Consider the following 20,030-nt stretch of genomic DNA (forward strand, 5'->3'; position numbering starts at 1 on the left):
ATCTTCATTAACACATTTTAACTTACTAGCCATGATTAAACTTTTACACATTATTAAAGCAACAGCAGTAGTTGGTCTACTATTGCTATCAACAAGCGCGTTTGGCCAACAGCGCATTTATGTAAAAACCGGTGGTGCTGATTATACTGCCATTGTAGATCACGCTGATTGGGATGCTGCAACGCACGATTTGCAAGCAGCCATTAATGCAATAGCAGCCGAAGAAGGAGGAGGTGAAGTTTGGGTTGCCAAAGGCATTTATTTTCCAACAGAGATATTTAATGGAGATGCATCAGATAACCGAAATAAGTCGTTTATCTTAAAAAACAATGTTAGAGTTGTTGGTGGTTTTGCCGGCACTGAAACAGAAGAAGGCCAGCGGACAAACTATACATATGATGCAGCTGAAAGTACCTATGGAGAAAATGCTACAATTCTGGATGGCGATTTAGGTTCAGAACGCTCTTATCATGTTGTATTTCTTGGTAATCTATCTGATGCAACTGCAAAACTGGAAGGTGTTATAATTCGTAATGGAATTGCAAATGCAGCAAGCACTGAAGTTGGTTTTGAGGATTCCAATTATTTTGGTGGAGGTATATATGCCAGAAATGGAGGTGCTTTTGATGATTGCACCATAATTGATAATCGAGGTGGTTTAGGCGGAGGCGCTTATTGTGTGTCTGCTACCTTTAATAATTGCACCTTTGTAAATAATCGTGGATGGTACTCTTCATCTGAATACAATGGTAAAGGAGGTGGTCTTTTTGTGCATGAAGAATCGCTGGTGACTAATTGTGAATTTATTGGTAACCTTGCCGATAACGATGGTGGAGGTATTTACTCAAGTGGGAGTGTGTTTACGAATATTACTTTCAGTGGTAATACAGCAGGCAATAATGGAGGAGCCATCTGTACCTATGCTGATGGCGCAACTTATAATGGAGGTGTGTATACGACCTGTACCTTAACCAATAATTCAGCCGATGGTAATGGTGGTGCCATTTATGCATTGCCAGGAGGTGGTACCTTTAATGATTTTATTATCAATGGAAACAATGCCAATAAAGGGGGCGGAGTCTATTTAAATACTGGTGCTACTCTATCAGAATCTACCATATTTGAAAATACTGTAGTTACCTCGCATGCCGGGGTTTATAATGTGGGAGGTCTTATTGAGGGCTGTACAATAGAAAACAACAGCGGTACTGGAGTGTTTTTGGATGGAGGAGTAGCTAAAAACACAATAATCAAAGGTAACTATGGTGCCAGTACTGGAGCTGGTGTGCTTATGTCTGGGGCTGCAGAACTGAATACTTGTCACGTTTATGATAATGAGAGCGAGAGAGGTGGTGGTGTGTATGCTAATGATGGTGCATTAATCATCAACTCATTAATTAATAATAATACTGCTGAGTTAAGCGGAGGTGGATTATATATAAATGGAGTAGTTGCTGTTATTAATACAACAGTAACCCGCAACAAAGTACTTAGCGTTACAGGATTAGGACAAGGTGTTTTGTGTAATGCACCAAGCACCCCATCAGGATCTGGTGAATTTGTTAATTCAATTATATGTAGCAATGAGGGAAGTAATCCTGCAAGCACTGAGATTGATTATGCTCCTGATGTGACTGCAACATTTCAATATACAGCTGTTGAAAGTAGTGCAAACAGTGGAGAAAGTAATGTTGAGTTAGAACCGTCTGCAGAGGTATTTGTAATGCCAACAATGTTTGCAGGTGCAGCTTCAACGCCTGAAGAAGAGGCTGAGTTTGAAACGGCGGATTGGCGATTAAATCTGTTATCACCATGTTTCAATGGGGGTACTCCTGATATAACAGGTCTAAACCTACCGGCTAATGATTTGCATGGTAACGACAGGGTTTATAAGACACGTGTTGATATGGGTGCAATTGAAAACGTTTATTATGATGTGACAATAGCGTACACTGGTTTGGGGGCAACTTCTCCTGCAACTGATTTATCAGTTTTGCCAGGTGATGATTTAGAGATTATTATGACCCCGGTTGAAGGGAACGGAGTTTCTGATGTAGTTGTAAATAGCGAAAGTGTTTACGACCAAATGATTGACAAAGGTGATGGAACATTCAGTTATACTATTAGTGCCATTGGGGAAGATAAGGCTGTTAATGTAACATTCTTGCCTTATTATACAGTGACTGCTACGGCTGGAGATGGTGGTAGTATTTCTCCGTTAACATCGGTTATTCTTGAAGGAAGAAGTAGTGATGAATTCACTATCACGCCTGAAGCCGGATATAAATTAACATCCTTGCTATTGGATGGAGAGGAAGTGCAATGGGAAGACAATGCAGGTGTTTTAACTTATACAGTACCTGCAGTTACAGCTGATGCATCTTTAGTTGCAGCCTTCACTCAGTACTATACTGTAACAGCGACAGCTGGTGTAGGAGGAGCCATAACGCCACCTACTTCAGAAGTTTTAATTAATGAAAATAGTGATGAGTTTACCATAACACCTGATGCTGGTTATAAACTTACATCATTGCAGCTAGATGGTGAAGAGGTTGAGTGGCAAGATAATGCAGGTGTTTTAACTTATACCGTTTCTACGGTTACAGCAGATGCATCTTTGGTTGCAGCGTTTACACAATACTTTACTGTATCAGTCACAGCAGGCGTAGGAGGTGCTATAACACCAGCTAGTTCAGAAGTTCTTATTAATGAAGACAGCGAGGAGTTTACCATTACTCCTGATGCAGGATATAAATTAACATCCTTACAGTTAGGTGGAGAGGAAGTGCAATGGGAAGACAACGCAGGTGTTTTAACATATACGGTAACCACTGTTACAACTGATGTATCTTTAGTTGCAGCGTTTACACAATACTATACAGTAACTGCCACAGCAGGCACTGGAGGTACTATAACACCAGCCAGCTCAGAAGTTCTTATCAATGAAGATAGTGACGAATTTACCATTACGCCTGAGGCTGGATATAAATTAACGTCCTTACTGTTAGACGGAGAGGAAGTGCAATGGGAAGACAATGCAGGTGTTTTAACTTATACGGTTTCTGCGGTTGCAGCTGATGCATCTTTAGTTGCAGCCTTCACACAATACTTTACTGTAACGGTAAATGCCAATGATGGCGGTGCAGTAGAAAGTGAGGGTGCTAATGAATTGTATATCAATGGATTTTTTAATATTGTAATAACACCTGACCAAGGATATACAATTACCTCAGTAACCATTAATGATGGTGTTAATGTGGTTGATGAGTTAACCGAAGATAATGGTGTGTATTCTATGCAACTGACCGATATAGCTGAAGACAAAAATGTTGTGGTCACTTTTGAACTGGCGAATTCGATTTCGAAGAACAGTGCTGCAAAGCATCGGGTATATCCGACAGTTACCAACGGATTAGTTAATGTCGAAGGTGACTATGAACGTATAGAGATCGTTAGTTTAACAGGCAACATAGTTAAGCAGTTAAAGAACGATACTGGCGGTCAGCTTGAATTGTATGATTTAAGTCCGGGCACTTATATTGTGGTTATTCACTCTAAATCCGGGCGAACGTTATCAAAAATCATTAAAAAATAAAGTTTAGCGATGAGGGGGTTATCCCCTCATTGTGTTTTACTATTAAAATATGAAGGTAGCTTTATTGATCCGTACTCTTCTATCAGGTGGGGCAGAGAAGCAATGTGTAATTCTGGCTGAAGTATTGGCTCCTTTACATGATGTTATCGTAATCGTGCAAAATGGGGAGCAAATAAATTCGCATTTCAGGGAGCGGCTGGAACAGGTTGATGTACCGGTTTATCGTTTGGACTACGCCCGTTGGCACAACAAATTAATGAAGCTAAATGGTATTGTTAAGGCTGAAAAGGTTGATATAATGTTCTCTTACCTGACCAGTGATAATATTTTGGCCGGAGGCGTTCGAATGCTTAACAAACGGCTTAAAGTAGTTGGGGGCATAAGGAATTGTAAGATGGATAAAGGACGGTTTATGGTGAATAAACTGTTAAGTCGATACCTGCATGATAGGACTGTATTTAATAATCATTCAGGTTATCAGGAATTTATTCAAAGAGGATTTAAACCAGTTAAGTGCCAGGTTATCAGTAATAGTATTGATGACCTTAATGAGACCTTCATTGAGCGAAGCAGTAACCTGAGAGTTAATGTATTGTCGGTTTGCAGATTTATTGAACAAAAAGACCTGCCAACCGCTTTAAATGTTATTAAGCAACTGGTTGAAAAGGAGGAGATTCCGATAAAATACATTTTGGTTGGTTATGGTGAACTGGAGCAGTACCTAAGAGAATTAATAATTGAAATGAAATTGTCAGATTGTGTTGAGATGGTTATTAAACCTGATAACTTACAAGATTATTATAAGATGGCTGATGTTTATTTGTGCACGTCCTTATTTGAGGGAACTTCCAACTCAATCATGGAGGCCTTGAGCTTTAACTTGCCAGTTGTAACAACCAATGTTGGAGATAACAATCAGCTCGTTGTAGAAGGAGAAAATGGTATGGTACTGGAAGTAGGTGATGTCGATGGTATGGTTAATCATTTAAAGCGTTTATGTACCAATGGTCAGTTACGAAAAGACTATGGTGCGAGGTCAAAAGAGATATTGACAGAGAAGTTTTCACGTTCTAGGTTTGAAGAAAATTATCAAATACTAATTAATGCATTAAATGAGGATGAGCGATGAAAAAGGTGGCTTTATTGCAATCAAACTATATACCCTGGAAGGGTTATTTTAGTATTATTGCCAATGTTGATATGTTTGTGTTTCATGATGATTTACAGTATACTAAGCAGGATTGGCGTAATAGAAATAAAATAAAAACAGATAAGGGACTTGAGTGGCTTACTATCCCTTGTGGGAGCAATGAGCATATCAATATTTGTGATGTTCAACTTAAAGATAAAGGTTGGCAAAAGAAGCACTGGAATAAGATATATCAGCACTATCGTAAAGCTAAATTTTTTAAGGATTATCAAGGTTTTTTTGAGGAAATATACCTGGGTACTAAGTGGGATACGTTATCTGATATGAATCAAATGGTAATAAAGCGCATTTCCAATGAGTTATTGGGACTTAATGCCCAATTTGATGATACCCGAAAGTACAAGCTGGAAGCCACAAAGTCAGATAGGGTTATTGAGCTTTTAAGAAAGGTTGAAGCAACTGACTATTATTCAGGACCTGCGGCAAAGTCATATCTTGATGTAGATAAGTGTCAGCAGCATAATATTAATGTGCATTGGATGGATTACTCTAATTATAAGGTGTATCCGCAACTTTATAATGGATTTGAACATGCCGTTTCAATAATTGATCTGGTATTTAATGTTGGCCCGGATGCCCGAAAATACTTATAAAATCTCTTAAGTTATGAAGCACTTTAAATACATGTTACTGTTCATTTTGATGAACCTCTTTTTTGTAAACTGTAACCAAACAAACTCCAATATGAAAACAGTTAAAGTTATTTTTCTACACCATAGTTTAGGAAAGATTGTATGGACTGGCTCTACCTCTAAATGGGTTAAGGCTCAACATAAACTGGGATTAAAAACAGCGGTACCTAAATGGTTCTCAAAATATAATAAGACCAGTGATTACAAATATGACCTGGAAGAGATTGACTTTCCCAAAAGAGATCCCTACGGATGGAAGAATTTCCCCTATGATTATTATAACCTTTGGATTAATGAGGACACCAACGGCAAATATCCGGATCCTACACTTGAAGAATTGACTGCTAATTATGATGTGGTTATACTCAAGCACTGTTACCCTGTGAGCAAGATGGAAGGTGATACTCTTGCAGATATTAAGTCAAATCAAAAGACACTGGCCAACTACAAGCTTCAGTACCAGGCATTGAAAGAGAAGTTTCATCAATATCCAAATACGAAATTCATTGTTTGGACCAGTGCCGCATTAAATAAAAATCGCACGAACGAAGAGGAAGGATTGCGGACCAGGGAATTTGTTGAGTGGGTGCGCGATGAATGGGACACACCTGAAGATAATGTTTACTTGTGGGATTTCTATGAGCTGGAGACACAGGGCGGATTATTTTTGAAGGATGAGTTTGCAGAAAGTGAACGTGATTCACATCCGAATACCCAGTTTGCACAAATGGTATATCCTCTGTTTTGCCAAAGGATTGTTGATGTGGTTGAAAACAATGGTACAACAACAGATTTAACAGGTCGAAAATGAGTATTGCGAGTAAAGTAAGAAACGGGGCATTTACCATATTAAACAGGCTGTTATTTGGGCAATTGAGGATTGCTCTGTTGCGCGCTTACGGCGTTAAAATCGGTACGAACTGCAATATATACTATTCCCAATTTTCGACTGAACATTATTTAATCGAAATAGGTAATCATGTAGTGGTTTCAAAGGGTGTGCAGTTTCTGACACATGATGGTGCCGTTTGGATTTTTCGGGATAAATATCCTGATTTAGATTTATTTGGGCCTATAAAAATTGGAAACAATACTTGTATTGGTTTAAACTGTATTATTTTACCAAATACGTATATTGGGGATAATTGTATCATATCAGCTGGCTCGGTGGTTAAAGGAAAAATCCCTGACAACTCACTGGTGATGGGGAATCCGGCAAAGGTGGTGATGAAAACGAATATGCAGGAAAAACTTTACTTGCTATCGCCCAATAAGATTCCAACGAAAAACTTAAGCTATAAAGCTAAGAAGCAAAAAATTAAAGCTCATTTTAAGGCAGAATAGTTAACTCCTTTGCCTTGGTGGGTGCAGAAAAATTAGTTTAGGGCAAAAGGGTGTTTATCCTTAAAATCGGTTAGTTGGTAAAAATAAAAAGAGGCGTAAGTCCAATTTGTTTACATTAGAGTAATTGTGTAGTAAGGTAGCATTTGCAGATGGTTTTTTAATGCAGGTGTTGCCTTTGAACCAGATACTTTAAACTAAAATTTTAGCCAAATGAGACTTGCCCTGCAATTTTGTCTTGTATGTATGGTGTTCGTAGCATGCGTTCCCCAAAAAGATGTCGTATATGTTCAAGGTGAAGCGGATGATCAATATATGGATATCGAACATTCAAGTCCCGAGGAAAAAACGACGATTGAACCTTATGATGAAATATACATTGAGATATTTAGCCTGGATCAGGATGAGGTGAACTTTCTTAATCGACGCCAGGGAGTTACCAATACGGCTGGGCCTGAGGGCTTTTCGCTAATAGCCCATAGAGTTGATGAGTTTGGACGTATTAATCTGCCAGTTATTGGAAAAATTAAATTATCAGGGTATACCCTTGAAGAAGCATCTGATTTGCTGGAAACAGAGCTTGCAGGTTACCTTAATAGTCCATCAGTTAAACTGAACTTTGTAAATAAAAATATTGCAGTGATGGGCTATGTTGCTCGTCCTGGCAGGTATTACTATTCAACTGATAAAATATCTATTTTTCAGGCATTAAGTATGGCTGGTGATATCCAGGAGTTTGGGAACCGAAAAAACGTGTGTGTGATTCGTAATGTGGAGGATAAGATCACCAAGCACTACATAAACCTCACCAACGAAGAGTTATTTACTTCACCGTACTATTATCTCCGTTCAAATGATATTGTATATGTGGAGCCATTGAAAAGAAGATGGTGGGGCTTAGATACCTTCCCATATGCGCTTGTATTATCCTCAATTACAACCTTTATTTTAGTGTTAGATTATGTTGATAGATAATGATGTAAACCAGGGAGATCTGAAAGTTATTATTGCTAAAGTTCTTCGCTATTGGTATTTATACCCAATCTGTGTGTTGATGTTTACGGGTATGGGTATTGTATATCAAAAGTACTCACAGCCTGTTTATAGTGTAGGTGCCAAGATTGTTGTTCATCAGCAAGAACGAGGTACCATTGATCCAACTCGCTTTTTCAGTGGCTACGAACTATTTTCGGGGCGTACAAATTTTGAGAATAGTTTAATAACGCTGCAGTCAAGGCCTCTGCTTGAAAAAGTATTTGAAAAACTTGACTTTAATGTGGCTTATTTTCGTCAGGAACTATTCTATGAACGTGAAATATTCAATAATGTACCGTTTCAGGTAGTTTTGGATAAAAATACCCCACAATTAACAAACACTAAGTTCTCGCTGAAAATCCTTAACTCAAAAGAATATCAGTTGGAACTGGAAGAAGCCGAAGGAGAGATATATGACTTCTCTAAGCAATCCATTATTGAATCGGTTACAGGGCTTACGATTAGTAAGAAATACAGGTTTGGAGATGTGGTCGAAAGTGAGAACTATAAGTTTGTAGTTTTGCTCAAAGAAGGTATTGACGTTAAAAAGTCGATGAAGCATGATTTTAACTTTGAGGTGAAAAGCAACCAACAACTTGCCAGAGATTATTATGGCCGTTTAAGCTTAACACCTACCAGTCGTGAAGCAAGTGCCATTAATGTGACCATGGTTACATATAATATTAGAAAAGGAATGGCTTTTCTGGATGCTTATTTGAAAACAGTAATAGAAGACAACCTGGACAATAAGAATCATATTGCCCAATCGACCGTTGCATACATCGACCAGCAGTTAACTGAGGTATACGATTCGCTGGATTTAGCTGAGCGTTCATTGCAACAGTTTCAATCTAAGGAACAGGTGTTGGATGTTAATATGAAAGCATCGCAGATTTATGAAAGTATCCGTCAGATTGAAATTGAACGGAGTGCAAAAGAATCTCAAATTCAGTATTTACAGTTTTTAAACAACAGTTTTTCATCGGGTGATGAGGATACTGAATACTCTTTAACAACGGTGTCAGATTTGGGTAATCAGGTGTTAAACGACTTACTGAATGAGTACATTTCATTAACAGCCAGAAAAAGACAGTTAATTGAAAATAATCAAGGGAAAAGTCCGCGAATAAAGGATTTGGATTTTCAGATTCGAAACTTGCGAAATACCATATTGGTTAATTTGGAGTATGCCTATGATGCTGCAAACAATGAGCTTTCACGGATAAACAGGAGAATGAGTAGCCTTAATGCCCAGCTTAATACTTTACCCGAGACGCAAAGGAACCTGGTTGGCTACGAGCGAAATTTCCGTTTACACGATGCGACCTACATTTATCTCATGGAAAAAAGGGCAGAGGCACAAATAGCCAAAATTGCCAACTTACCCGATTATGAGGTGTTCGATTATCCATCGTTTGCAGGTATCCAGTCCCCCAAGCGTATGAGGATTATGATGTTTACCATCTTTCTTGGATTGTTGATACCAACGATTTTCATATTGATTTATGAAACCTTCTTTGAGAGGTTTAATGATGTTGACGATTTCCAGCTTGAATTTAACTTGCCAGTGATGGGGCAGATATTCAAAGTGCCCGGTAATAATAAGCAACTCTTTGAGAATAAAGAGCTGATTATCTATCAGGAATCTTTCAGGAAATTGAGAAGTAACATCGACTTTTTTAATTGGAAACATGATAAAGGTCGTGTGTTGCTGGTAACTTCAACAATACCAGGTGAAGGTAAGTCTTTCTGTTCCTATAATTTAACTTCTGCTTTTGCGGCTTTAGGTAAAAAAACATTGTTATTGGATTTTGACTTAAGAAAGGGAGGCTTATCATTTGAGTTCTTTGATGATAAAGAGAGAGGTCATGGAATGACGGAGGTAATGTCAAAACAAAAAGAGTTGAAAGATGTCATCAGGACCTCTGATAATGAACTCTCATTTGATTATATCACCTGCGGTGCTTTTCCACCTAATCCTTCAGAGTTGATTGAGAATGAGAATACCGAAAAGTTATTGGAGGAATTAAGAGAGCAGTATGACTTTATTATCATTGATAGTGCACCAGTTTCGCTAACCTCCGAAGGCAGTGTATTAAGTAAGTTTTCAGATATGGTGTTGTATGTTCTTAGAATGAAGCACACCATGAAGAAGGACTTTAAGAATGGCATCAATGAACTAAAAGTAGAAGATCACAAGACCAGTGTGGTGCTGAATAATATAAAAGTCAACAGACAGAAATATTATTACGGCAACTACTATTCTAAAAAATAGCACTTTATGAAGCAATTATCATTTGTTGTTAATTGGTATTTTAAGTTGCTTCCTTTGGCACCTCTAATTTGTATGATTGATTATTATACAGTTCATCAGGGGTTTAGGAAATTATATGGTACTAGTATAATGGCTGTTGGAATTGCTATTCTTTTAGTAAAGGGATTAAAAAAATCTAAGATACATTACCATATTTTTCTGGGTTTTCTAGTCTACCTCTATTACATTATCTGGGACGTTATCAATCAGTTGGATACCTATCAACGAAAAGGTTTTGTATACGATTTTATAACTAATCCTTATTTGCAGTTAGTTTTTCTACTCTTTGTAATCGATAACCTGATAATCTTTAAGAAGGATGTTGTTTTAATTGTGAAAATATTGAAAGGTGTTATGCTTGCTGCCGGAGTTGTTTCAATTATTCAACTGATATCGGACCCATTTTTTCTGACACCATCAAGTATCAGTGAGTTTTCTGTTGGAGCAGGATTGCAGGAGAATGTTTTTGAAGTGCGGCGCGTATCCCTGTTTGGTTTTACAGGCAGAATGGACGTGAGTTTATCCATGATTCCGGTCTTAGCCATCATCGTGTCATTTGGACTGAAAGAGTATAATCGCATCGAATACCTTTATCTAATAATTGGAGGCATAATTGCGTTTGCCACAAACTCGCGCTATGTTCAGGTAGCCTATGTTTTTTGCTGGTTCCCGGTAATATTCAGCGGCAGATTTTCAGAAACCATTAAGCGGATGTTACTTATTCCGGCTTTTGCCTTGTTGGCATATCTGGTCATACAAATTGTTGGATTTGACTTACATGGTTATATCGAAGAACGGATACTGTCTGATTCGGCAAGTACGCGTGTATTAGCTTATGAGATGTTAGTACGTTTTTTTCCAGATAATCCGTTGTTTGGTACTGGTTTTAATATGACAGATGAATTAGAAATTGCGATTGGTGGCAGAAGTTCTCAAATACATGTCGGTTATTTTGCGCATCTTTTTTCATACGGACTGGTTGGCAGTATACTGGCTTTCGGTTTTTGGTTTTCAATTCAGTACCGCTTATACAAGCATGCTTTGAAGACACATTTTTGGGGTAGTTTCATTGGCTTCTTAACATTTACATGGGCTAATGTAACTTTGGTTTATTACATCATTTTTACGTTTGGTATGGCTCTGGCCTTCTTATTTGATAAATACTATATCAGCGAGTACGAGAAACAATTGAAAGGGAAACAGGATGATGCAGAAGGTAATTAGTCAGATTCAGCATAAAATATCGGGTAAAGGTTTATCTGTCAGAAGCAGAAAGCTCAGAAAGAATGTGTTAATATCAATGGGTGTTAAAGGCGGCAACATGCTTATTGGTTACATTAGGTTCCCCATTATATTGTCCTATTTGGGAGCTACATTTCATGGTTTATGGCTGACGCTGGGCAGCATGGTTCATTGGATGCGCTTTCTGAATATAGGACTTGGAAATGGCCTGAAAAACAAACTGGCCGAAGCTATTGCTTTAGAAGACTTTGAAAGTGCACGAAAATATGTCAGTACTACCTATGTTGCCATTGGAGCCATCAGTATGGGAACGCTGATTGTGGTTTTACCATTAATATTTCTTATAAACTGGACAGGCCTGCTAAATGTTGATTCTCAATATGAAGATATCATACGCCTTACGATTGTAGTGATGGTGGGTTTTTTCTGCTTAAGGCTGTTTTTTTCATTGATATACACCATTTTATCAGCTCATCAGCTGCCAGCCTATGCCGAAGCGATTAGTTTTCTTGCTTCTTTAACCTTCTTTGGTGGAGTGTTGCTCTTATACTATTATGCTAAGAGTTCTATTGTTTATATTGCTTTGATAATTAACGGTATTCCATTATTGTATATGATCATTTTTAGCATCATATTATTTAATGGAACCTATAAACATATCAGGCCATCGATAAAGTACTTCGACAGAAAAGTTTTTCCGGAGTTAACCTCTTTGGGATTAAAGTTTTTTGTAGTTCAAATTGCTGTAATAATCCTGTTTTCTACCGATAATTTTATCATATCCAACTTATTCGGACCGGAAGAGGTGGTGCCATATGCTGTAGCACGCAAATATATGGGTGTTCTGCAGATGGGATTTGTCATATTAGTGAATCCTTATTGGGCTGCTTTTACTGATGCCTTTACCAAAAATGACAAAATTTGGATAAAACGCTCAATAACCACTCTGCATAAATTCTGGGCACTTTTGGTAGTGGGTATGCTTATTTTGTTCATTATTGCCCCTTTTGTATATCATCTGTGGATCAAGGATAAGGTGACAGTACCCTGGCAGTTAACCATTCTGATGGGTGTCTTTGTCCTTATTAGGAGCTGGAACAGTATCTATTCGTATTTTCTCAATGGGGTTGGGAAAATTAAATTGCAACTATATATATCGCTGACTTCAACCGTGTTTAATATTCCTTTATCGATTTTTTTCGGCAAGTATTTGGGGATGGGGCCGGCAGGAGTCATTTTAGCAACAATAGTTTGTTTGCTGTCGGGTGCAGTGTTGCATCCAATTCAATATAATCGAATCATTAATGATACCGCCAAAGGTATATGGAGTAAATAATTAACTATGAAGGTATTGTGTCTTACAGCCCACGGGCCATACAGAGCAGGAAAAGTGGCCTATGATTTACACTCGGCATTTAAAAGTAACGGGTATGAATCGAGGTTGTTAACTATTTATGATGATTCAGATCATAAGGATGTCATATCAATTTACAATGCCAAAGAATGGAACCGTTTACGGTTGAAGAAGAAGATATTCAGGAAGTTTAACAAGTGGTTTGGTGGTAAAAAACAGTCCCCCGCACAAAAGATAGATCGGAAGTATCAGTTTTTTGAACTCGATAACACAATTGAGTATTTCGCAACCGATCTAATCCTTCAGTGCCTGGGCGACTATCAGCCTGATGTCATAATTGTATTTTTTACAACGCAATTTATTACCGCTAAAAATATTAAGCAGCTGGCTCAGAAAACTAACGCTACTGTATTGTGGCAGTTTCTGGATATGGCTCCGCTTACAGGGGGGTGCCATTATGCTTGGGAATGCGATGGTTACAAAAATAACTGTGGTAAATGTCCGGCCTTATATTCATCTGATAGCAATGATCAATCAGCAATCAATCTTCGTTTCAAACAACAGAATGTGGAAGGTTACGATTTACGATTGATGATTGGCAGCAGATGGGACGAGCTAAATACCAAAGCCAGTAGCCTGTTTAAGAACAAAAGGTTATATCGCACTTTTATGAGTGTCGAACCGGATATATTCACACCTGCAAGCAGGCAAGGTGCTCGCAGGGAGCTGACAATTGCTGATGATGAATTTGTGGTGTTCTTTGGTTCGGTACATTTTGGTGAGGAACGAAAAGGGATGGACCATCTGCTGAAGGCGCTGCATAAGGTAGAAAAGCATTTTAAGGAGCAGGCTGCCGGTAAGAATATTTCCTTATTAATTGCAGGTAGTACCAATAATTTTCCTGTTCACGAGTTGCCATTCAGGTATCGAATGCTTGGCTATTTAAAAGAAGTTGATCAGTTAGCTCATGCCTATGCTGCAGCTGATATTTTTATTTGTCCATCCATTTACGACTCTGGTCCTGTTATGATCAATCAGGCCTTGATGACCGGTACTCCTGTTGTTTCATTTGAAATGGGGGTGGCACTTGATTTGGTTGAGCATTATCAAACTGGGTATCTGGCTAAGTGGGCTGATGCAGATGATTTAAGCGAAGGAATTAAGTATCTGGTAAATTTGTCAGAAGAAGCAAGAGCAGAGATGAGACAACGGTGCCGTGAGAAGGCCATTGAGTTATATGCGCCAGCGGCTGTTGTGGCTAATTATACAGCTGTGTTTGAGGAAATAAAAATGGAAAAAACCTTATCTTAAATAAATAAGTATGGACCAAACGTATTCAATACCTTTTAATAAACCTTACATGTCTGGTAAGGAATTGCATTATATCTCTCAGGCAGTGCTCTCTGGTATGATTAAAGGCAATGGTAACTTCACCAATAAAGTTCACGAGCTTTTTAAGAAAAAGTTTGGTTTTGAAAACTGCCTGTTGACCACCAGTTGTACCGATGCTCTTGAGATGGCAGCCATGCTAATCGGTATCAAAGAAGGAGATGAAGTAATCATGCCATCATTCACTTTTGTGTCAACTGCTAATGCCTTTGTATTACGAGGTGCCAAAATTCTTTTTGCCGATAGTTTAGCTGATCATCCTAATATGGATGTAAGTAAACTAGAGGCATTAATTACACCAAAAACGCGAGCTATTGTACCTGTACATTATGCTGGGGTGGCATGTGATATGGATAAAATCATGGAGTTGGCCAATAAGTATAATCTGTATGTGATAGAGGATGCTGCACAGGCAATTGATGCCTACTATAAAGAGCGCCCACTTGGTTCATTTGGCCATATGGCTACCTTTTCTTTTCACGAAACCAAGAATATCATAGCAGGTGAGGGTGGGATGTTGGTTATCAATGATCAGCAATTCTTTGAACGTGCTGAAATACTCTGGGAAAAAGGAACAAACAGGGCGGCTTTTTTTAGAGGTGAGGTAAATAAATACGGTTGGGTAGATGCCGGTTCTTCTTTTTTACCATCTGATATTATCGCAGCTTTCCTTTATGCTCAGCTTGAAAATCTGGAGGATATTCAACGCCGCCGTGGTGAGATATGGCATTATTATAAAGAAAAGTTGCAGGTATTAGAAGATGAAGGATTTATAAAGTTGCCTGTAAATCAGAACTGGACGACTAACAACTTTCACATGTTTTATATCGTTTGTCGTTCTCTGGATGACCGAACAGCATTGATAAATCATCTTAAAGCACATAATGTATTAGCTGTTTTCCACTATCTTTCCTTACACAAGAGTGAGTTTTATCAAAACAAGCATGATGGTAGGGATTTAACCAACAGTGATTTCTTTACTGACCACCTGTTGCGGTTACCATTTTTTTATGAGATAACAGAGGAAGAATTGGAGTATATCGTGAGTTTATTGTTTTCATTCTTTAAAGGCACTAACTAATGGAGTATCCTAAAGTGACCATAGTAACACCCTCATATAATCAGGCAGAGTTTCTGGAGAAAACGATTCTCTCAGTTATTAATCAGGATTATCCCAACCTCGAGTACATTGTGATTGATGGTGGATCTACTGATAATAGTGTTGATATCATTAAAAAGTATCAGGATAAAATTGATTACTGGGTAAGTGAAAAAGATAATGGACAAAGTCATGCCATTAACAAAGGATTTGCCAAAGCAACCGGTCAGATATTTAACTGGTTAAACTCGGATGACTTGCTGTTACCCGGAGCAATTCGTATTGCTGTTGATTATTTAATACAAAATCGTGATATCAAAATGGTGTATGGCGACCGGATAGTAATTGGCACCGATGGCAGATTGTTAAGAGCCGTTGAGAAACCCCGTTACCTTAAAAAGTATAGTTTTCTGAATGCCAGAATCCCGCAGGAAACAACCTTTTTTACGCGCGACCTGTATGAAAGTGTGGAGGGACTTAACGAGGATTTGCACCTTGTTATGGATACAGATTTATGGAAAAAATTTAAAAGCAAAACGGATTTTATCCACATCCCTTTTTACCTGGGAGCCTATCGTGAGCATATCACTTCAAAATCAGTTGTAAGTTTAGGACTGAACAGGGATTCTGATGCGGCTCGGAAAGAGTTAAAGTACCTTCGGGATAAATATGGAATTAGCTATATGAATAAACGGTGGCTCTTGAAGTTGTTGTATTATTTTAACTACTTGAGGTTAGCCAGAGAAAAAAGCTCTAAAAAACGTCGAAAAGAAGTTGAACGAATTCTATCACTGATCTATAAGAGTTAAAGCTATGGGAGCAGGAATAAAATTAGTACACAATGGCTTTAGAGCCAGCCGGGTGCTTACCCGAAAACTTTTCTATCTGCAATACGACTATTTTGCCAAAAAAGAGTATGATTCAATTTGGAATGATATTGCTGATGGCCAGCGCTTTTCTTCGGAAGAAGTTAAGCGATATAAAAACAGGTGGAAATGGAGTCATGCTAATATTATTCCAACGAATCTTTATAAGGTATGCGCAACCATATCAGGTAATCGCAGTGCTGATTTTCTTCCTGATAATGTGTACAATCATTCAATTGAGCCGGTACTTAATAATAAACAGGTGAGTCATGCTTATGCCGATAAAGCTTTGTATGACCGATTGTTGGGTAGTCACAAGGAGCTATTGCCGGTAACGCTGCTGAAAAATGTAAATGGTATTTTCTATGATGGCCTTGGCAACCAGGTAGCAGACCCTGAAAAACAGATTCAGTCCTTTATTACAAATGAAGAGAAGTTGCTGGTAAAGCCGTCCATTGATTCATGGGGAGGGCGCGATGTATATGTGTTCTATAAAAACGATGGCAGGTTCACGCTTAAGAATAAAGATACAGAACTGACACTAAAATGGCTTCTGCGGAAATTTGAGAAGGATTTTGTTATTCAGCAAGTGCTAAAGCAGCATCCTTTTTACAGGCAGTTCAATGAGTCTTCATTCAATACTTTCAGGGTATTCACTTATCGTTCTGTTGCCGATAATAAGCTGCACTTATTGCATGTGGCATTACGGATTGGTAAGCCAGATTCGGAAGTTGATAATATTAAAATGGGTGGAACAGCCATTGTAGTTAAATCCAGTGGTGAACTAAATGATTTTGCCCTTCTTAAGACCATGAGGAAGATAGATCACGTACCCAATAAGCCCGGGTTAAAACTGAAGGAACTGGGTAAGCTGCATAAGATTGATGAAATTAAAGCCACAGCTCTGGAATTAGCCGAATATGTGCCTCACTCACGATTGATTGGGTTTGATATGAGTATTGATGAGGACGATAACATTCGACTGGTAGAAATCAATACAAGTAACATTGGTATAGGTGCCCAAATTATGATTGGTCCTTTTTTCGGGGAATTTACCCAGGAAGTTATTGATTACTGCAAGAAAATGAAAAAGGTGGACATACTTAAAATCTATTAATTCGTGAAAACCGTAAAAAAAATAGCCGGATTCTTTTACCGGGTGACTAAAAAAACGGTAAAAATTCAAAGTTGGTACCTTCATCACTTTGCTTGTTATTTAAACGGGCGAAGGGTTTGGAAGCGTATTAAAAAGAAGCAAAAGCAAACCAATGTTGAAGCCGGTCTCATTTCTGCAAACAAAGCATACTGGAAACCACTTTGCTCGATGGTACCTCAGGTTTTTATTAAAGAGTTTACGGCCTTAACGGGTATTAAGTCTGAGCTGTTTGTGCCTGAAAATATTTATTTCACAACCATTGAACCACTGCTGAACAATGCCTCAATTTCTTCTGCTTATGAAGATAAAGCTATTATTGACTGGATGCATTCCGGCAATTACTTTCCTAAGATATTCATACGTAATATTCATGGCACCTACTATTCGGAGAAGGGCGAGGTAATACAGCCAGTGCTGGATTTTGGAAATGGAACCATTGAGAAAGTAGTTGTTAAGCCATCAGTCGGGTCTCAAGGCGGGAAAAATATCTACCTCTTTGAGAAGAAAGGAAGTCAATGGATATGCGAAGAAGGGCACGTTCTGTCCATTGAGTTTATGGAAAGTCGTTTCGGGATGAATTTCATTGTGCAGGAGTACATACATCAGCATCCTTTTTTCAGTCAGTTTAATCCTTCTTCAGTCAATACGCTGCGGGTAATGACTTATCGTTCTGTTAAAAATGAGCAGATACATGTTATTCAGGTGGTGTTGCGTGTTGGGAAGGATGGAAGCGTGGTTGATAATCAGAGCTCTGGCGGTTATGTGTGCGGGATTGGAGCTGATGGTTGCATTCGCGACTATGCCATTAATAAGAAAGGGGATGTAGTCAATAAGCTGGCTAAAGGGCGTGTTAATTTGTTGGACAAAATGCCGGTGCATATGCTGGATGATGTCAAGCAGGTAGCCAGACAAATAGCCCGGCGTCATGTTCACTCAAGGCTACTGGGCTTTGATTTCTGTGTAGATAAGGATGAGCAAATCAAATTGATTGAAGTAAATAATATGGATTTGGCTATTGATTTCATTCAGCAGGTCAACGGCCCGTTATTTGGTGAATTTACACAAGAAATAAGGGATTATTGTTTACAACACAAACACAGATTAAAGCACCGGATTATATGATTATTGATGCTTTACATTTTGATCAACTGAAACCATTCTTTTTCAAAGGATTCTTATTTGGAAAAGCTTTTAAAGATGCATGTGCATTCGTAGAAGCGGGTATTCGAGAGAAGGGAAGTGATTTTATTAGTGAACTGAATGGCAGTTTCTGTGGCTATTACTTTAACAGGGAAAAGGGGGAACTCATTGTTTTTAATGACCGCCTTGGCATGGCTGATCTATACCTCTATAACAATGGTAATAGGGTAATTATTGCTGATGATTATACAACGGTATGTGAGCTGGCTGATGATGCATCCGTTGATCTTTTAGCTTTGGGTGAGATGATAAAATTCCAGACACCTTTGTTTAGTCGTACTTTTCATCCGCACATCAGGCTTTGTGATAATGCATCCCTTATAACCATTAACACCTTAACGAAAGAAATAACAGAGTCACGGTACTGGCGGTTTACAGCTGTGCCCCAGGAGCGCAGTAAAAGAAGTCTTAAGAGTGATTTTGTTGATATTTACATTAAGGCTGTTGAACAGTGCTTTAATGAAACGGACAGGCGCTATGTTATAGCTAACTCAGGAGGCCTCGATTCCCGATGCAATATTCATATATCGAAGCAACTGGGTAAGGAATTTCAGACTTATACTTATGGGCAGGAGCAATCTGATGCCTGCTATATCGCTAAACGAATTGAGAAGAAGTTAAAGCTACAACAACAATACATTAAAGTTGATGACGATTTCTTAAGCCACTATAGTGAGCTGCACCTTCAGAACAGGCCAATGATGCCTATTAATTACTGTTGGTATCAGTCGGCTTATAAGCATCTTGAGCAGTTTGATATAAATATAACAGGGTTTGATGCTAATTTTCTGGAAGCCTTCACGCATATGGATCCGGCTGGCGGATATAATGCTATAAAGGACGCGACTGAAGATAAGCAGTTGCTTTATAATTTCAATCTTCATTCGGTGTGTTCAGATGAGCTGTTTGCCAAATTAGTAAGGCAGCCCCAACAAATGCTTAGCTACGACAGTTATGTTGCTGAAATGAAGAACTTAAACTCGGCAGAAGTATTTGATAAGTTTGATGAATTTGAACAAATCAATCGGCAAAGGCGCCTGACAAAAGCTGAACCATGGATGAATTACTATGGGGAACTGGAGGCGCGTAGTCCAATAATTCATAACGATATGGTGGATTTTAGTTTGTCTTTACCACTTTCGTATCGCCTGGACAGAATCCTTTATAAAGAAGCGATGGCTGATTACTTGGGGGCCATTGGACGTATTCGTTTTGAGCGGATGCCTTGGGGCCTAAACGAACCAAAAGGATTGAAGCGTACCGTATTGGAAACTGTTTGGAAGGCCGATCATAAATTGTATAAAAAATATGGAAGAGCCTTATGGTTCAAAGGTGCGCATAAGAACATTAAGATGTGGCTTAGTAATTCATCAAATATCAAATTTATTGGAGATACCCTGAAAAGGCCCAATAGCTTGTTTGAAGAGTTATTTGATCATCAGTATCTGCAAAGTAACTATCAAAAGCTTATTAAAACCAATTTTCTGGTTTTGTGCAGTATAGTAAGTATTAAAATGTATATGGATAAGCTAAACAAATGAGAATTAACAGTTGATGTTAATGATAAATTAGCTAATGAATATAACCATAACCGTCT

At 38.4% G+C, this 20,030-nt stretch carries 15 protein-coding genes; all 15 read left to right on the plus strand.

Annotated elements, in window-relative coordinates; translation table 11 throughout:
- The first annotated feature begins 31 nt into the window (after window positions 1–31).
- The 15 genes from KEM09_RS08740 to KEM09_RS08810 all read left to right on the plus strand — a co-directional run bounded on the left by KEM09_RS08740 (window position 32) and on the right by KEM09_RS08810 (window position 19,974).
- A complete protein-coding gene (locus tag KEM09_RS08740; RefSeq protein ID WP_212227665.1) occupies window positions 32–3,595 on the plus strand; it encodes an InlB B-repeat-containing protein in 3,564 nt (1,187 codons plus the stop codon).
- Window positions 3,596–3,644: 49 nt separating this feature from the next.
- The gene (locus tag KEM09_RS08745) at window positions 3,645–4,724 is read left to right on the plus strand and encodes a glycosyltransferase family 4 protein (RefSeq protein ID WP_212227666.1); all 1,080 of its coding nucleotides are present in this window, start codon (window positions 3,645–3,647) and stop codon (window positions 4,722–4,724) included.
- Window positions 4,721–5,398: a WbqC family protein gene (locus KEM09_RS08750; RefSeq protein WP_212227667.1), complete on the plus strand. Its 678-nt coding sequence runs from the start codon at window positions 4,721–4,723 to the stop codon at window positions 5,396–5,398. Before KEM09_RS08745 ends, KEM09_RS08750 begins: the two co-directional genes overlap by 4 nt.
- 91 nt (window positions 5,399–5,489) lie before the next feature.
- Window positions 5,490–6,248, plus strand: coding sequence for a hypothetical protein (locus KEM09_RS08755; RefSeq protein ID WP_212227668.1), 759 nt, complete (start codon window positions 5,490–5,492; stop codon window positions 6,246–6,248).
- On the plus strand, window positions 6,245–6,781 hold the full coding sequence (locus KEM09_RS08760; RefSeq protein WP_212227671.1) for an acyltransferase: 537 nt from the start codon (window positions 6,245–6,247) through the stop codon (window positions 6,779–6,781). Before KEM09_RS08755 ends, KEM09_RS08760 begins: the two co-directional genes overlap by 4 nt.
- 312 nt (window positions 6,782–7,093) lie before the next feature.
- Window positions 7,094–7,753 (plus strand): polysaccharide biosynthesis/export family protein, encoded by a 660-nt coding sequence (locus KEM09_RS08765; protein ID WP_212227673.1) that lies wholly within the window; start codon window positions 7,094–7,096, stop codon window positions 7,751–7,753.
- On the plus strand, window positions 7,740–10,088 hold the full coding sequence (locus KEM09_RS08770) for a GumC family protein (protein ID WP_212227675.1): 2,349 nt from the start codon (window positions 7,740–7,742) through the stop codon (window positions 10,086–10,088). Before KEM09_RS08765 ends, KEM09_RS08770 begins: the two co-directional genes overlap by 14 nt.
- A gap of 6 nt (window positions 10,089–10,094) precedes the next feature.
- Complete coding sequence (locus KEM09_RS08775; RefSeq protein WP_212227677.1) at window positions 10,095–11,351, plus strand: O-antigen ligase family protein; 1,257 nt, start codon at window positions 10,095–10,097, stop codon at window positions 11,349–11,351.
- Entirely contained in the window at window positions 11,332–12,705 is a 1,374-nt protein-coding gene (locus tag KEM09_RS08780) for a lipopolysaccharide biosynthesis protein (RefSeq protein WP_212227679.1), read from the plus strand. The genes KEM09_RS08775 and KEM09_RS08780 overlap by 20 nt, the downstream gene beginning before the upstream one ends.
- Window positions 12,706–12,711: 6 nt before the next feature.
- Window positions 12,712–14,034 carry a glycosyltransferase gene (locus tag KEM09_RS08785; RefSeq protein WP_212227681.1) on the plus strand — a complete coding sequence of 441 codons (1,323 nt, stop codon included), beginning with the start codon at window positions 12,712–12,714 and terminating at the stop codon, window positions 14,032–14,034.
- Window positions 14,035–14,044: 10 nt separating this feature from the next.
- Window positions 14,045–15,193 (plus strand): dTDP-4-amino-4,6-dideoxygalactose transaminase, encoded by a 1,149-nt coding sequence (gene rffA / locus KEM09_RS08790; protein WP_212227683.1) that lies wholly within the window; start codon window positions 14,045–14,047, stop codon window positions 15,191–15,193.
- Window positions 15,193–16,020: a glycosyltransferase family 2 protein gene (locus KEM09_RS08795; protein WP_212227685.1), complete on the plus strand. Its 828-nt coding sequence runs from the start codon at window positions 15,193–15,195 to the stop codon at window positions 16,018–16,020. The genes rffA and KEM09_RS08795 overlap by 1 nt, the downstream gene beginning before the upstream one ends.
- Window positions 16,021–16,024: 4 nt before the next feature.
- Entirely contained in the window at window positions 16,025–17,194 is a 1,170-nt protein-coding gene (locus tag KEM09_RS08800; protein ID WP_212227687.1) for a sugar-transfer associated ATP-grasp domain-containing protein, read from the plus strand.
- A gap of 3 nt (window positions 17,195–17,197) precedes the next feature.
- Window positions 17,198–18,355 (plus strand): sugar-transfer associated ATP-grasp domain-containing protein, encoded by a 1,158-nt coding sequence (locus KEM09_RS08805; RefSeq protein ID WP_212227689.1) that lies wholly within the window; start codon window positions 17,198–17,200, stop codon window positions 18,353–18,355.
- Entirely contained in the window at window positions 18,352–19,974 is a 1,623-nt protein-coding gene (locus KEM09_RS08810) for an asparagine synthetase B family protein (RefSeq protein ID WP_212227690.1), read from the plus strand. Before KEM09_RS08805 ends, KEM09_RS08810 begins: the two co-directional genes overlap by 4 nt.
- Window positions 19,975–20,030: the final 56 nt, after the last annotated feature.

The sequence above is a fragment of the Carboxylicivirga mesophila genome (assembly GCF_018271975.1).
In the GTDB taxonomy this organism is placed as follows: domain Bacteria; phylum Bacteroidota; class Bacteroidia; order Bacteroidales; family Marinilabiliaceae; genus Carboxylicivirga; species Carboxylicivirga mesophila.

Bases quoted from the DNA above. Each gene is read 5' to 3' on its own strand.
- KEM09_RS08740 (WP_212227665.1), top strand. From the start codon at position 32: ATGATTAAACTTTTACACATTATTAAAGCAACAGCAGTAGTTGGTCTA.
- KEM09_RS08745 (WP_212227666.1), top strand. From the start codon at position 3,645: ATGAAGGTAGCTTTATTGATCCGTACTCTTCTATCAGGTGGGGCAGAG.
- KEM09_RS08750 (WP_212227667.1), top strand. From the start codon at position 4,721: ATGAAAAAGGTGGCTTTATTGCAATCAAACTATATACCCTGGAAGGGT.
- KEM09_RS08755 (WP_212227668.1), top strand. From the start codon at position 5,490: ATGAAAACAGTTAAAGTTATTTTTCTACACCATAGTTTAGGAAAGATT.
- KEM09_RS08760 (WP_212227671.1), top strand. From the start codon at position 6,245: ATGAGTATTGCGAGTAAAGTAAGAAACGGGGCATTTACCATATTAAAC.
- KEM09_RS08765 (WP_212227673.1), top strand. From the start codon at position 7,094: ATGGATATCGAACATTCAAGTCCCGAGGAAAAAACGACGATTGAACCT.
- KEM09_RS08770 (WP_212227675.1), top strand. From the start codon at position 7,740: ATGTTGATAGATAATGATGTAAACCAGGGAGATCTGAAAGTTATTATT.
- KEM09_RS08775 (WP_212227677.1), top strand. From the start codon at position 10,095: ATGAAGCAATTATCATTTGTTGTTAATTGGTATTTTAAGTTGCTTCCT.
- KEM09_RS08780 (WP_212227679.1), top strand. From the start codon at position 11,332: ATGATGCAGAAGGTAATTAGTCAGATTCAGCATAAAATATCGGGTAAA.
- KEM09_RS08785 (WP_212227681.1), top strand. From the start codon at position 12,712: ATGAAGGTATTGTGTCTTACAGCCCACGGGCCATACAGAGCAGGAAAA.
- rffA (WP_212227683.1), top strand. From the start codon at position 14,045: ATGGACCAAACGTATTCAATACCTTTTAATAAACCTTACATGTCTGGT.
- KEM09_RS08795 (WP_212227685.1), top strand. From the start codon at position 15,193: ATGGAGTATCCTAAAGTGACCATAGTAACACCCTCATATAATCAGGCA.
- KEM09_RS08800 (WP_212227687.1), top strand. From the start codon at position 16,025: ATGGGAGCAGGAATAAAATTAGTACACAATGGCTTTAGAGCCAGCCGG.
- KEM09_RS08810 (WP_212227690.1), top strand. From the start codon at position 18,352: ATGATTATTGATGCTTTACATTTTGATCAACTGAAACCATTCTTTTTC.